This is a genomic window from Sporosarcina luteola, assembly GCF_023715245.1.
GTDB lineage: Bacteria > Bacillota > Bacilli > Bacillales_A > Planococcaceae > Sporosarcina > Sporosarcina luteola_C.
Window position 1 is genome coordinate 670,157 of the sequence record NZ_JAMBNV010000001.1, and the last position, 14,797, is coordinate 684,953.

The 14,797-nt window shown below is 47.5% G+C and carries 13 protein-coding genes; 9 read left to right on the forward strand and 4 right to left on the reverse strand.

Translation table 11 applies throughout. The features are described 5' to 3' along the window. The 4 genes from M3152_RS03080 (at window position 1) to M3152_RS03095 (ending at window position 5,190) form a co-directional block, all read left to right on the forward strand. Window positions 1–1,491 (forward strand): class I adenylate-forming enzyme family protein, encoded by a 1,491-nt coding sequence (locus M3152_RS03080; RefSeq protein WP_251693731.1) that lies wholly within the window; start codon window positions 1–3, stop codon window positions 1,489–1,491. Between the two features lie 7 nt (window positions 1,492–1,498). Continuing rightward, entirely contained in the window at window positions 1,499–3,169 is a 1,671-nt protein-coding gene (locus M3152_RS03085; protein ID WP_251693732.1) for an acyl-CoA dehydrogenase family protein, read from the forward strand. 234 nt (window positions 3,170–3,403) lie between these two features. Continuing rightward, window positions 3,404–3,616 (forward strand): hypothetical protein, encoded by a 213-nt coding sequence (locus M3152_RS03090; RefSeq protein WP_251693733.1) that lies wholly within the window; start codon window positions 3,404–3,406, stop codon window positions 3,614–3,616. Between the two features lie 164 nt (window positions 3,617–3,780). Continuing rightward, the gene (locus tag M3152_RS03095) at window positions 3,781–5,190 is read left to right on the forward strand and encodes a tetratricopeptide repeat-containing diguanylate cyclase (RefSeq protein ID WP_251693734.1); all 1,410 of its coding nucleotides are present in this window, start codon (window positions 3,781–3,783) and stop codon (window positions 5,188–5,190) included. A gap of 112 nt (window positions 5,191–5,302) precedes the next feature. Here M3152_RS03095 and M3152_RS03100 read toward each other — a convergent pair whose 3' ends face one another. Together M3152_RS03100 and M3152_RS03105 are read right to left on the reverse strand one after the other, a co-directional pair. Beyond that, entirely contained in the window at window positions 5,303–5,443 is a 141-nt protein-coding gene (locus M3152_RS03100; RefSeq protein ID WP_251693735.1) for a hypothetical protein, read from the reverse strand. A gap of 466 nt (window positions 5,444–5,909) precedes the next feature. Continuing rightward, window positions 5,910–6,140: a hypothetical protein gene (locus tag M3152_RS03105; RefSeq protein ID WP_251693736.1), complete on the reverse strand. Its 231-nt coding sequence runs from the start codon at window positions 6,138–6,140 to the stop codon at window positions 5,910–5,912. Window positions 6,141–6,300: 160 nt separating this feature from the next. On the opposite strand from M3152_RS03105, the gene M3152_RS03110 reads away from it, so the two are divergent. From M3152_RS03110 to M3152_RS03130, 5 genes are all read left to right on the forward strand, one after another. Beyond that, on the forward strand, window positions 6,301–7,917 hold the full coding sequence (locus M3152_RS03110) for an ATP-binding protein (RefSeq protein WP_435371940.1): 1,617 nt from the start codon (window positions 6,301–6,303) through the stop codon (window positions 7,915–7,917). Next, complete coding sequence (locus M3152_RS03115; RefSeq protein ID WP_251693738.1) at window positions 7,901–8,593, forward strand: response regulator; 693 nt, start codon at window positions 7,901–7,903, stop codon at window positions 8,591–8,593. The genes M3152_RS03110 and M3152_RS03115 overlap by 17 nt, the downstream gene beginning before the upstream one ends. A 139-nt stretch (window positions 8,594–8,732) precedes the next feature. Continuing rightward, the gene (locus tag M3152_RS03120; RefSeq protein ID WP_251693739.1) at window positions 8,733–9,746 is read left to right on the forward strand and encodes a Bug family tripartite tricarboxylate transporter substrate binding protein; all 1,014 of its coding nucleotides are present in this window, start codon (window positions 8,733–8,735) and stop codon (window positions 9,744–9,746) included. A gap of 270 nt (window positions 9,747–10,016) precedes the next feature. After that, the gene (locus M3152_RS03125; protein WP_251693740.1) at window positions 10,017–10,466 is read left to right on the forward strand and encodes a tripartite tricarboxylate transporter TctB family protein; all 450 of its coding nucleotides are present in this window, start codon (window positions 10,017–10,019) and stop codon (window positions 10,464–10,466) included. Window positions 10,467–10,484: 18 nt separating this feature from the next. Next, the gene (locus tag M3152_RS03130; RefSeq protein ID WP_251693741.1) at window positions 10,485–12,011 is read left to right on the forward strand and encodes a tripartite tricarboxylate transporter permease; all 1,527 of its coding nucleotides are present in this window, start codon (window positions 10,485–10,487) and stop codon (window positions 12,009–12,011) included. Window positions 12,012–12,233: 222 nt separating this feature from the next. Here M3152_RS03130 and M3152_RS17965 read toward each other — a convergent pair whose 3' ends face one another. Together M3152_RS17965 and M3152_RS03145 are read right to left on the reverse strand one after the other, a co-directional pair. Continuing rightward, window positions 12,234–13,223 carry a thermonuclease family protein gene (locus M3152_RS17965; RefSeq protein WP_410055866.1) on the reverse strand — a complete coding sequence of 330 codons (990 nt, stop codon included), beginning with the start codon at window positions 13,221–13,223 and terminating at the stop codon, window positions 12,234–12,236. 585 nt (window positions 13,224–13,808) lie between these two features. Continuing rightward, window positions 13,809–14,753 carry a general stress protein gene (locus M3152_RS03145; RefSeq protein ID WP_251693742.1) on the reverse strand — a complete coding sequence of 315 codons (945 nt, stop codon included), beginning with the start codon at window positions 14,751–14,753 and terminating at the stop codon, window positions 13,809–13,811. Window positions 14,754–14,797 lie beyond the last annotated feature (44 nt).

Consider the following 14,797-nt stretch of genomic DNA (forward strand, 5'->3'; position numbering starts at 1 on the left):
ATGAACAGTTCACAGCTGTTGGAGAGGAATGCAAGGAAGTACCCAAAAACGGAGGCCGTAGTCTGCATGGGGAAGCGGACTACGTACGAAGAATTGGACAACCGTGTCAACCGGTTCGGGCATGCGCTTCTGAATGAAGGCATCCAAAAAGGGTCGAAAGTGGCGTTGTTCTTGCCAAATGTCGAAGAATTCATCGTTGCCTATTTTGCAACACAACGAATCGGCGCTGTCGTAGTTCCAATCAACGTCAAGCTGGCAACGGAAGAATTGACGTATGTGCTCGACCATTCAGACGCAGAAGCAATCGTTGTGCATGAATTGCTATTTGAAACAGTGAAGTCACTTAAAACACCTTCTTTATTAATCAAAACAGGCGAGGCGTCCGGAAACTGGAAAGCCTTTGAAACGCTTATCCAAAACGCGGACGACATACCGATTCCGTGCAATCTGACAGAAGACGATGAATCAACGATCCTATATACGTCCGGAACGACCGGAAATCCGAAAGGGGTGCTGTTCAGCTATCGCAACATCCTTACCGTCGCATCGATGATCGCCGTCGAAATGGAGTTCAAGCCGGAAAGCCGCGTCCTCCTCATGATGCCGCTCAGCCATTCGGCGCCCCTTCATTTATTCATGATGGCAGGAATGTATGTAGGTGCGACACTCGTCCTGACGCCGACATTCACGCCTGACCTTCTGATCGACACGGTGGAAAAGGAGAGGACGACCCATTTCTTCGGCGCGCCAGTCGCGTACTTGCTCACGGCTGGGCAACCACGATTGAAAGATGCTGATCTGTCTTCGATGAAATGGTGGATTTACGGAGGAGCGCCGCTATCCGCGAATGAAGTGAGTATGGTGAAGACCGCTTTCCGGACGGACAATCTTGTGTGCGTTTATGGCCTGACGGAAGCGGGCCCGAGCGGCTCATTGCTGTTGGCGGATGAGCATGCAACGAAGTCCGGAAGCATCGGACGCCGAGCACCGCTTCATACGGAGCTTCGGATTGTGAATGAAGACGGCATAGACGTGCCTCCGGGAGAAATCGGTGAAATCGTCCTACTCGGCGAAGGGAATATGCTCGGCTATTATAAAAATACGGAAGCGACGAAAGAAGCGTTCATCGGGGAGTGGCTCAAGACCGGAGACTTGGCGAAGTTCGATGAGGACGGCTATATATGGATTGTCGATCGCAAGAAGGACTTGATCATTTCGGGCGGCGTCAACATCTATCCTAAAGAAATCGAGGAGACGATACTCGGCTATCCAGGCATCCGTGAAGTAGCGGTCGTCGGCGTGCCGCATCCCGAATGGGGTGAAACAGTGAAAGCGGTGTTCGCAGCAACAAATCCGGTAGACAGCGGGGAATTAAAAGCATTCCTCCTCGAGCATCTTGCCAAATATAAAGTGCCTCGTCTGTACGAACAAGTAGAAGCATTGCCACGGAACGCTTCCGGAAAAATCTTGAAGCAGCCATTGAGGGGGTGACCGTCCAATGAAAGTCGTGCAGGAAGCGGAATCCATCAAGACTGAAAACTTCTACGAAGGCGATGACACGCTCCGCTTAATTCTCGAAGAGCATTTGCAAGGGCCATTCCTAGAGTATGCGAAAAGGGAGCTTTCCCTTTTCGGCGAGCTTTGCGCAAATGAAATCGATGAGCGTGCAAAGCATACCGACCGTGAAGGGGAGCCTCGCCTTATAAGATATGACAAGTTCGGCGAGGAAGTTTCCGAAGTTTGGGTGAATGAAGGCTACAAGAAAACCGTCCAGGAAACGTATGACACCGGGATTGTCGGATATGTCCACAAGGAAATTCCTGAGCTTGGCCATAAGGGGAACTACACGTACAGCTTCGCACAAGGCTATTTATTGTCGCATGCCGAGCCCGGGTTTTATTGCCCCGTTACACTGTCGATGGCGACCGCCTATTTGCTTGACCATTACGCGGATGCACAAGTGAAAAACTTGTTCCTCGGCAATGTGTGCTCGACAGGAGAAGTACCGTTATACGAAGGAGCGACATTTCTAACGGAGCGTCAAGGCGGATCGGATGTCGGAGCGAACGTTGTGAAAGCTGTAAAAGACGGCGATCACTATCGCTTATACGGTGAGAAATACTTCGCTTCGAACGCGGGCATGGCAGGCGTGGCTATGGTGCTTGCTAGAATGGAAGGCGCGCAGGAAGGGTCACGCGGATTGACGTTATTCGCCGTTCCATGGCACAAGGAAGACGGTAAACCGAACGGGCTCCGCATCCGCCGTTTGAAAGATAAATTAGGCGTCCGCGCCGTCCCTTCCGGAGAAGTCGAATTCGACGGTGCACTCGCCTATACGATCGGGGAGCCGTCGAAAGGGCTCTATTATATGATGGAAGCCCTCAACCTGTCGCGCATTTGCAACGCGGTCGCCTCCATCGGCATCATGCGGCGCGCCTTGCTGGAATCAAAAGCGTACGCAACCCGCCGGAATGCATTCGGCAAGCCTCTCACTGACTATCCGATGGTGCAGGACACGCTCGGAAAAATGGCGGCGAGGCTTCATGTTGAAGTGGCAACCGTCTTTGATTTCATCAAACTGTATGAACGTGTCACAGATGGCGCAGCATCCGAACGCGAAACGGTCCTGAACCGACTTTTCATTGCGCTCATCAAGAAGGAGACCGCCGAGCAGGCAATCCACTTTGCTCATGAAGCGATTGAAATGCATGGGGGCAACGGCTATATCGAGGATTTCGTCACACCGCGCCTATTGCGGGACGCCCAAGTGCTCACCGTATGGGAAGGCACCGCCAATATTCTAGGGCTAGAACTTATTCGTCTCGTCAATAAATTCGAAGCGCATAAGCTGTTCATCGACGAAATGCGCAACCGCCTCGTCATTGTAAATGACTGTGAGATGAAAAAAGCTTTAACGGGCGAACTAAATAAGCTATCCACTGACCTTCAAGCATTTGCAAGCTACGACAATGCCCTCCAAACATTTGAAGCGAAAGGCCTCATGAAGCGTATGGCCCATCTATACGAAAGCGTCATTGCGCTTGAATGGGCGACGAAACATGGAGGCAAATTTGAAAAGCTGGCGGAGATTTATATTGAAGATACATGGTCATTGCGAGAAGTCGGAGATGACATGAAGACAGTCGCATATTTTACGGAAATCATTTGAAATGAAGGGAGTCGGCTTTGGAAGCCGGCTTCCTTTTTCAAATTATGCATGTTGCGAAAAATGAATGTTTCCCCAAGTTCCCTCAGCATTTGACAATATAATCTGTCGATGCACATGGGTTCTTTTTATTTACTGGCGATATTGACGAATAGATAGCGTATTTTATCAGTAAAATTGAATTTTCTATTCTCCCAGGAAGCCGTATAGTTAAAGACAAGAACATCACTTGGGGGAGTGAGAGCGATTAAAAAGGTAGCTGCAATACTTCTGGCAATTGCCGTCGTGGCAAGCAGTGCGGCCATATTTGTGGGAATTGATCCGGCAGTGGATCTCCTTGCTTCATTCGAAAAAGAGTACGAAAAGAATTTATTCGAAGCGGAGTACAACTTACTAGATGTAGCTGAAACGGAGAAGGGATTTATTGCTAATGCATTGAATAGGAAGTAGGGGGACATGTCATATAAAATGAGCTGTTTTATACAGACAGCTCCATACATATTTATCTGCTAAATAAGTTCCACAATAATCCAGTAGGTGTTACTATAGTAGTGAGTGTTTTTTTGAGTCGTGCGGTTCTATTGAACTAAGAGAAGAGAATGGGAGTTGTGGGCATGGAGAAGGAAGATTTAGTTTCATTGCAGCGAAATGTCCTGAAGTTGCGAGTGGAAGGTAAATATGAAGAGACAATTGAAGCATGCTTTCAATTGTTAGAGGCAGGTTTAGCAGCGAATGACCCGAAATCCATTTTGACTGCCCAAATAAACAATGCCGCGTCTTTTTATTGCATCGGCGCGATTGAAGAGGCGTTTTACAGCATCGATGCGTATCTTGAATATTGCACGGACAATGGCGATGAAGCCGACCGGTTAAATGGATGCAACGTCCTTTTCCTACTACACGAATTTAATAAAGACTACGAGAAGGCAAAGGAAACACTAGAAAACGCGATTGAATTGGGTAAGAATCTCGGGCACTTCAATATTGTCAGCAATGCGTACAGCAACTATAGTATGATTCTGGCAAAAGAAAACAATTTTGAGAGCGCCCTTTCCATGGCGAAAACTGGACTTGAAATGGCCGAGCTTCATGAACCGAGGACTCCAATATTGGAATTCAGGGTGAAGCTGAACATTGCAAACGCTTTAATTGGCTTAGAAGAACTTAAAGACGCAGAACAACTCGTAAAAGAGATGGTAAATGACCCGATTCTTGCTTCCTTCATTCGAGAAAAAACGCAAGTACATGATTTGTACGGACGTTATTTAATGCAGAAAAAGATGTACCGGGAAGCATTGCAAGCATACGACACAGCGAAAGAGCTTGCGGAAAGCTATAATGACAGGAATTTGCTCAAAGGCATTTTGGAAAAGAGATGCAAGCTTTGTGATCTAATGGACGATGTGCAACGTGGTTACAAAGCCCAGCAAGAATATATCAATCTGTTAAGCGATCTGCGTCAGCATGAAGTTTCAATGGCGGCAGTCAAAATAGGCGTGAAGCATCGGATTTCGACTATCGAGCGCCGGGCCAACACTGATTTCCTCACCGGACTGTACAACCGGAGCTACATGGAAACGACGACGGACAAATGGCTTGCCGAAGCTGCTTGTTCTGGCGAAAGCATCGTCTGTATCGCATTCGATCTCGACAATCTTAAAAGCTTGAACGATACGTATGGCCACATATTCGGCGACGAAATCATTAAGAAAATCGGACAAGAATGCGCCAGGCATATCAGAAGCGGTGACTTGATAGGCCGGTTCGGCGGCGACGAATTCGCCATCATCCTGCGGAATCTTTCCCTGGAAGAAGCCCAACAGAAAGCGGAAAACCTGCTCGAAGCCGTCCGTTCAATCAAAATCGAGAAAGACGGCATCTACATTTCATTAACCGCTAGCGTCGGCATCGCCGATAACGTGGGCGGCACAATCGGGACTTTCACCGAACTGTTCCACCAAGCAGACGTAGCGCTTTATCAAGCGAAAGAAAACGGGAAAAACCGAATTTGTATAATGAGTTAAGAGAAGAGGCTGTTTATGGCCTTTTTTTGTTGGAATAAATCGTTCGATAAATTCTTTATTCTGTTTGTAGGAATTTAAAAAAGCACCGCTTGGAGCGGTGCTACATCTCACTTCATTGACTATTATCCTCACGTTGCTCCGAAGGCTCTTCCGACGGATCCGGTTCATCTTCATCAACGCCGTTGCAGCCGAATAGAAAACCCGCCGACAAAAGAACTGACATAAACGAAAGAAGATATTTTTTGTACTTCATGCTCATCCCTCCTCAAATTAGACTTTATGTATTTTGTGCCATCTCTTATTAATTATTCATGTGATTTTTACAAGGGCGCCTTGTTTGTTTCACTCATAGCGGTCATTAGCGGTGAGGCTTTTTCGTCAAATTAGAATCCTGGCAGGAAAAATAGAATGATCATCACGACCAGAACGGTAATATTTGCTGAAAGTGTTAATTGTCCTTGTGTCTTGTTGCATCTTTCCATAACGAACGACAAACAAAGGATATTTTGCTAGTGGAAGGTGAAAGAGTTTCAAAATACGAGCAAAAAAGCTTCCCGGGAAATAATTCGGCATAGATTTTATCTTTTGTCGAAATTTCCCGATATTGACTTTCATTATTTTGACAAGAGCCCATTCTTTCGCGTTCAAGGTCCATTCATTCTCGCAAGGGCCCATTCTTTCATGTTCAAGGTCTATTCTTTCACAAAACCCTCGCGCTGTTAACGGGACGCCCCCTTCTCTTTATCCTCCCTGAAATACTCCGAAACTTGCACGACCCGCACTTTGCCGGTATGAAGCTCATGGTAGATTCCACGGCTGTCGCGGAAGGAGATGTATTGGTCACGTTCCGATTCGACGAGCTGTTCGGCGCTCTCCAACGAGTCGGTGTGAATAAACCTCCGTATGTAATGTTCTTCATCAAAAAAATAGGTGAATTTGAATTCCTTCAAATCGCGTCACGCTCCTTTCTGTCACTGATATCGTACCCGCATTCATCCGAATTGATTCCACCTATTCCCCCATAATTGGCAATAGTGTAACATAGAGAGAAATAGATTTCCCGCTGAAGCACGCAACCGACTAGCAACTACACTTCAAGATAGAGAGATGATTCGCATGAAATCGAGATCTTTGCAATCACGCATATTTTCATACGGCGCCTTGTTCGTTTCGCTCGTGGCAATCATAATCGGTGTTTCATTTTACTTCACGATGTCACAAGGAATAGAAAAGCAGATCGGCATCCGGGCACTGAGCATTGCGAAAACGACGGCGGCACGGCCAGATGTCCGTGCTGCTTTTGAACACGATGACCCGTCCAGGCTGCTGCAGCCGATCGCTGAAGCGGTCCGCCAACAAACCGGTGCCGAGTATGTCGTCATCGGGAATAGCGAAGGCATCCGATATGCCCATCCCGTCACAGAGCGGATCGGACAAAAGATGGTCGGGGATGACAATGAACGTGCGCTTCATTTAGGAGAGTCTTATGTTTCAAAGGCGACCGGCACACTCGGCCCTGCACTGCGCGGTAAAACGCCTGTCTTCAACGATGAAGGCGAGATTATCGGGGTCATTTCGGTCGGTTATTTGAATGAAGATATATCCTCCATATTTTTTCAGTACATCGATAATATTTCGTACATCGTACTGATCGCCATTGCTCTCGGCATTATCGGCTCGAGTTTCCTTTCGCGGAACATTAAGAAGGAATTGTTCAATCTAGAGCCTGCGGAAATCGCTAATTTATTCACCGAACGAAATGCGCTTATCGAGTCAGTTCGCGAAGGCATCATCATGGTCGATGCGAAAGGGGTCATCACAACGGTGAATGCAGCGGCTTATGACACACTTTCCATTCCCGGCCAGACGGAACTGATCGGCAGGACAATTCAGGAAGTGCTGCCAAACACCCTGCTGCTGAAAGTGTTGGAAACGGGGGAACGGCACCTCGATCGACCGATGGAAATCCACGGACGTAAAGTCATCGTCAACCGCATCCCGATTCGGGCGGATGACCAAATCATTGGCGCTGTATCCACGTTCCGTCTTCAATCGGAAATCGATCAGCTTGCGATGGAATTATCACAAGTGAAGCGGTATACAGAAGCGCTTCGGGCCCAGACGCATGAATACAATAACTTTCTTTATACGATTTCAGGACTTATCCAGCTTCATTCATACGACGAGGCGCTAAGTCTTATCCATGATGAAACGGCTGAGCACCAATCACTCATCCAGTTTGTGACGAAGCGTTTACAGGATCCTTTCCTCGGCGGAATCGTCATCGGCTTTTTCAATCGGGCGAGGGAACTGAATGTCCGTTTCCTTCTTGATGAGGACAGCTTTCTGAAAGAGTTGCCTGCCCAATTAGAGAAGACCCATTTCGTCTCCATCATCGGAAATTTAATGACAAATGCATTTGAAGCGGTTGATATGTATCCCGAAGCGAAACGGCTTGTCCGCCTATTCATTTTTGATAACGGGGAAGAGATTTTATTCGAAGTGGAAGATTCAGGAAAGGGCATTGCAAATGAAGTATTGGATGCTTTATTCCTTGAAAAAGTTTCGACAAAAGATATGGAAGACAGAGGTTATGGGCTCTTGAAAGTGGCGGAGAACGTCGAAGACTTGGGCGGCTCCATTACAGTGGAAAAAGGGGATTTAGGTGGTGCACTGTTCATCATTTCCATCCCGAAAAGGGGGTACCAACATGCAAAATCCAATTGAAATTTTGATCATTGAAGATGATAAACGAATTGCCGATATCCATAGGCGATTCATTGAAAAAATGGAAGGCTTCACGGTCGTCGGTTCCGCACATACAGGCGAGGAGGCGAAAGATTGGGTGCAGGCGCTGTCGCCGGATCTTGTGCTGCTCGATGTCTATCTGCCCGATGCGCTCGGTACGGAAATCATGGGTTTCATCCACGAAAACAGCCCTGACACTGACATTATCTTCATAACCGCAGCCGCCGAAGTCGACATCGTGAAAAAGGCGTACCGCCGCGGTGTTGCTGATTATATACTTAAGCCTCTTACATTCGATCGGTTCAAAGAAAGCCTCCTTTCCTACAGGGCGAAAAGGGAGAAGCTAGCTGGCGATGGAATCATGAAAGAGGATTCCATCCACTTCTTGTGGAATAAAACAAATGCCACATCAGAAAATGTAGATCACCTCCCTCCGAAAGGAATCGACCCCATTACGAAAGAGAAAGTCATCAACCATATGAAGCAGGTCGAAGGAGGAATCACAGCTGAAACGCTTGGTATGGACATTGGTGTCAGCCGCTCGACAGCAAGGCGTTATTTGGAGTATCTCGTTTCGGAAAAACAGGCGTACACCGAGCTGATATACGGTTCTGTCGGTCGTCCTGAACGCAGATATTTCATCCAATACCGATGAACAATATGAACAAAATGACGTTTACGCCCATTATTGAACTTATGGCCGGAAACATTGAAAATAACCAACCTTCTGATAAATTGATGATAGCGTATGAAAGCGCTACCATCATTTTTTTTATTCCAAAGGGGGATGCAAGATGAAGTGGAAGAAGTTTAAGATTGTTGCTTTGGCAAGTGTTATGGCATTAAGCCTAGCAGCGTGTGCTAAGAATGACGGAGCAGAGGGGAGCTCCTCGAAATATCCGGAGAAAAACTTGACGATTGTCGCACCATCCGGGGCAGGCGGCGGATGGGATTTAACCGCTCGTGCAATTGCAAAAACGATGAATGATACGAAGCTCATTGAAAAACCGATCACGGTTGAAAATAAACCAGGAGGCGGTGGCGCTGTTTATATGGCGGAGTTTGCAACGAAAGAAGTGAAGAATGACTACGCGTTGCTTGTGAAATCTCCACCTCTGTTAATTAATAACAATAAGGCTGAAGGGAACAGCCCGTACGGCTACAAAGATACAACGCCATTGGCACAGCTGACACGCGATTACGGCGCAATTGTCGTTAAAGCGGATTCAGAATTCAAAACGCTGAAGGATGTTTTGGAAGCAATTAAGAAAGATGCAAAATCAGTCACACTTGCCGGCGGATCGGCACCCGGCTCGATGGACCATTTAGTTGGCGTCCTGCCAGCTTTCGAATATGGAATTGACCCGAAAACAGTGAAATACGTTTCGTATGATGGCGGGGGAGAAGCAGTTGCAGCGTTGCTCGGCGGTAATGCTGACGTTATTGCAACAGATGCATCGACAATCGGACAATATGTAAAATCAGGAGATGTCCGTGTCCTTGCTGTCAGCTCATCAGAACGTCTTGGCGGTGAATTGACTGAAGTGCCTACATTTAAAGAGGAAGGCATTGATGCAGAGTTCACAATTTGGCGCGGCCTGTTCGGACCGAAGGAAATGTCCGAGGGAGCTGTCAAATATTGGACTGAAAAGCTAAAAGCAATGACCGAGACCGACGAATGGAAAGCTGAACTCGAAAGAAACGGCTGGGAAAGCGAATACCGTGGCTCTGAAGATTTCACGAAGTACTTGGAAGACCAAGATAAAGTCATCGTCGAACTTTTGACAGCACTTGGCATGCAAAAATAATGTAATCTGGCGGCTTAAGCGGCCGCCTTTTCAGTCTAGCTACTGGCGCTGAAAGGATGCCTTATTTTCTGCAGAAATCGCAGAAAAACGGCAAATCGAACCCTTCGCTGTTCGATTGGCTCGGGGTCATAAGTCAAAGCTGTTCTGTGGCAAAAATCATTGCACCTAACGCTTCGCTTTTACTCGCAAAAGCTGTTCTTCGTTACGGCTTTGCCTGTCGCCTCTAAGCAGGCGCCATTCGCTTTTTTTATAAGGGAGGTGTCAAAGACTATGAGTAAAACATTCGATCGATATGCAAGCATCGCTTTTTTACTGATCGGTCTTTTATTTGTCATCGAAAGTACTAAGATTGCTAGTAGCGCATACGGATCAGCGGTAGGACCTAAAATCTTTCCGTTATGGCTCGGCGTCATATTAATTCTCTTGAGTTTGCGACTGCTGTACGAAACATTTACATACAAATCAGAGTCGGCATCCACGGAAAAACTGCAATATAAAAAGTTCCTCATCATCCTAGGGAGTGCGGCGCTGTATGCATTCTTACTGGAGAAGATCGGGTACGTCATCTCAACATTCCTCTTTTTGATCGTCACATTTCAGACGATGGAGCGTGGAAGGATTGTTCCTACGATCATTATCGCAGCGGTTTTCTCGTTAGGAGTCTATTATTTGTTTGCAGAATTTCTTGGCGGCTCATTGCCAGGATTCCCAAGGTTTTAAGAAGAAAGGAGTCACAACATGAGCACATTGCAATTTTTGGGCGATGGCTTCGCTATAGCCTTCCAATGGCATAATTTATTATTTGCATTTATCGGAGTCGTCATCGGAACAGCTGTCGGCGTGCTTCCGGGCATCGGTCCGATGAGCGGGGTTGCACTCCTTATTCCGGTCACGGCAACAATTACGTCCGGCATGCCGACAAGTGCGGCGGCAGCCAGCTCTATCATTTTACTTGCAGGCGTCTACTACGGCGCGATGTACGGGGGATCAACAACATCCATTTTATTGAACACCCCAGGAGAATCATCCTCCGTCGTCACGACACTTGACGGTTATCAAATGGCAAGGCAAGGACGGGCAGGGGCTGCATTGGCGATATCCGCCATCGGATCGTTCTGTGCGGGCATCGTCTCCTTAATTGGCCTCGTTTTGCTGGCAGAACCATTGTCCAATGTTGCCATCAAATTCGGTCCGGCGGAGTACTTCTCATTGATGCTGTTAGGCTTGGCGGCGGTCAGCGGTCTGGCTGGAAAATCGATGACGAAAGCTTTGATGATGACCGTTTTCGGACTGATGCTTGGAACAATCGGCATCGACGCCGTCTCGGGAATTGCCCGTTTTACATACAACCAACCGATTCTATTCTCTGGTCTTGAATTTTTAACGATTGCAGTCGGACTTTTCGCGCTCGGTGAAGTGTTCAAGACTGTTCTTGAACGGGACGATGAAGAAGGGACGATTGCAAAAATCAACCGTATTCTCCCGACGAAGCAGGATATGAAAGATAGCACCGTGCCAATCGTCCGTGGTTCATTGCTCGGATTTTTCATCGGAGTGCTTCCAGGCGCAGGCGCGACGCTTGCTTCCTTCTTCTCATATATGACAGAGAAGAAATTCAGCAAACGACCTGAAACATTCGGTCATGGAAATATCGCAGGCGTTGCCGGTCCGGAATCTGCGAACAACGCGGCTTCCGGAGGCGCCATGATCCCTCTGCTGACACTCGGCATCCCCGGTTCCGGAACGACTGCCATCTTGATGGGTGCACTCATCATGTACAATATCCAGCCAGGCCCGTTGCTCTTCGATGAGCATCCCGAAGTGGCATGGGGGCTCATCGCAAGTATGTTCATCGGCAACTTGATGTTGTTGGTGTTGAATATGCCGCTCGTCCGTGTATTTGCAAAGGTCATTCAAACACCAAAGAAATATTTATTGCCGATTATTGTAGCGATTTCATTTTTCGGTGTGTACGCTGTTCAATATACGACGTTCGACTTGTATTTATTGCTCGGATGCGGTATACTCGGGTATTTATTGTCGAAGAACGATTACCCTGTCGCTCCTCTCGTCCTCGCACTCGTGCTTGGGCCGATGATCGAGAACAATATGCGTCGTGCCTTAACGATTTCAAACGGCGACTTCGGCATTTTCTTCTCGAAGCCTTTATCACTTGTTTTCATCATTGCGGCCGCAGCATGGCTGTTGATTCCGTTATTGTTGAGAATGAAAGGCAAAGCAGTAATTGTGGAAGATGAAGGGTGAATAGGAAAGCGGATTGCCTAATGGGAAAGGCAATCCGCTTTTTTTATATTGATTTAAAACCGTTTTTTTAGAATCGCGTCCTAGCGAGTCGCTAGGCGTCCAAAGCAAGCCGCTGCGCGTCCATAGTAGGTTGTTCCGCGTCCAAAGCATCAAAGCGAGCCGTCCCACGTCCAAAGTATTCAAAAAAACCGGAAGAGGGGATCCCTCTTCCGGTTCAAACGATTATCTTTCACACGCATAACCGTCTTTGTCACGGTCCATTTTAGACTGGTAGGCAGCATGGCCTTGAGGAACACCGTTCGGATATTTCTTACGGAGCTCCGTGCAGTTTTGGAACCATTCCTGGCCGCTGGAAACGCTCGGGCTAGGCGTTGTTGCCGGTTTTGTTGCAGCAACACTAGGTGCTTTCGGCTTCGCAGCTGAACTGCCGGCACTTTTCGCAGGTACTGCATCGCTGTTAAATCCGGAATCTGTCGTGTAATTCTCGATCGACCAGATGCCGAGCCCTTGTTTCTTCGCTGACGCCTGCGCTTCCTCGAAAGGTGTCAAATGACGCGTGTTTGGCGGATATACGTATGCAACGCGAGCCAAACCTTCCGCTATCAACGTCTTTTGGACGCTTTTTCCGTCGACATAAACGTAGGCGAGCAATCGATCGTATTTATCGTAGCGCTCCCCGATATCGAATTCGAGCGTGAGGGCACCACTATTGACCAATTGACGGTTTCGCTCCTTCGCCTTATCGCCGAACGGCTGCTTCCCAAGGCGGGGATGATTCGTTTCTGGCGTATCTACCAATAAATAGCGGACGTTTATCTCTTGCCCGTTATACAATACTTTGATTGTGTCGCCGTCAATCGTCTTCACTAGTTTGACGGGGACTTGCGCCGTCGTTCCGGACGTCTCAGTCTTTTTCACCGGAGCCGGTTTAGCGGTGGAAGCAGGTTTCTTTTCGATTGGTGGAGCGACGATAGCCGTGCTAGTTTTCGTTTCTTCCGTTTTGTTCTCTTGCTTAACGGCTTTTTCTTTTTCCACTTCTTCTTTTTCAACAGTTGAAGTTTCTTTCTCTGGTGCTTTCTCTTCCGATGTATCTTTCTCGACATTCTCAACTTGTTCTGTCGGGGATTTTTCAGTAGATTCTTCCTTATCGAGTGAACCGACGCATCCACCAAGCGCGAGCACTAGCCCGATGATCAGTAAAGCAGGTGCCATTTTCGACTTCTGATTCATTTCTTTTTGCTTCTTTATTTTTTTAATTCCCCAAAGTGCAATGGCAATGCCAGCAAAGAAAACAGGGAATTTGAATAACAATCCAATGAACACCAAACCAACAATAACTGTTACTAAAATCTTCAAATCTACAATTCTCCTCAGCTAGGAATATGTTGTATCCAACATTCTCCGTCTACTATTTTTCGTGTTTCAGCTAGGGGAAGCCCCTTTGCAAAAGCACTCTATTATTATAGCAGGAAAACTTGTAGGAGACGAGCGAATGAAGAAAATGGAATTAAATGAAACGTTTATAAGTACAAAGTATGAGTGATGATCACTTCTCCGGATTTATGATCACTTGCCGTGATTTATGATCACTCATCCGGGTTTATGATCACTTGCCGCGATTTATGATCACTCATCCGTGTTTATGATCACTCGCCCGGATTTATGATCACTTGCCGTGACTTATGATCACTTCTCCCGATTTATGATCACTCGTCGTGACTTATGATCACTCCTCCGGATGTACGAGCTTATCCCCATAAAAAGACCACACACCCGATAGGTGCATGGTCGCATTCGTCATTTATCCTTTTTTCGTTTCTTCGGCAGCAGCCAAGACTCGGCATTTTCCTCCACTTCGACATTCCGCAAGTCGATGACAATCGGCTTTATCGGCTTGACGACATCATCTGATTGGGTACCCATCATCGAATCGCGGCCTTCTAACAAATCGGCAAAATCCCTCGCCTTAGCCAATGCATCCTGTCGATCCATTTGGCTTTCTGAGAAGTTTTGTGGATCGGGGATGACGTTTTGGCTTTCTTGATCAACACCGCCCCAATCTACGTTCCTCCGGGATGCCCGATGCAAATGACTGCGTTCCCCGGACGGCGTGCCGCGTATTTGGGAAGGAGGGGAAAGGTTTGGCGGGTTCGGCTCATATTCAGACCTGTCTAATAAAGCTTCCGCACCTGCTCTGCCGAACAGCAGATCTTCGCGCGAAACTGCACTACTGCCCTCATAGGCGTCCGTTGCAACGCTATCCCGGTAATCATTTTTCGGCAATCCATCTTCCCCGATGCCGACTGGTGACTCCTCACCTTGCCTGTTCAAACGTTCAGCTTCCGAAACCGGCCGGTCAAACGGGTTCGTTTCCGCCCTATGTCGCTCTGCATTCAGTTCGTATGCTGTCTTCGCAGGTTCTCCGTCAACATAAAGCAGCCACTTTCCTTGCTTGATTTCCGATTCATACCGCCTTAAATCCGCCTCATCAAAACCGACTTCCACAAGCATGCTGCGCACATGATTCTCCCCGGAAATATAACCGATAAAACGGTCCAGCCAATTAGAGGGCGCCGACTGGATCTCTTCCGCCGTCCTGCGCCGTAGCATATCGACTTCCTCTTCATTCCTCGCAACGACATACATGTTCTCCGGGGCGATCCCTTTTTCATCCAACTCTGCAATGGCGGCAAGCAAAGCTGTTTCTGTATCGTATAACCCGACAAAGGTTTTTTGGTTCATTCCATTCACTCCTTATATTTTTCGACAACAGTCACAATCTATCC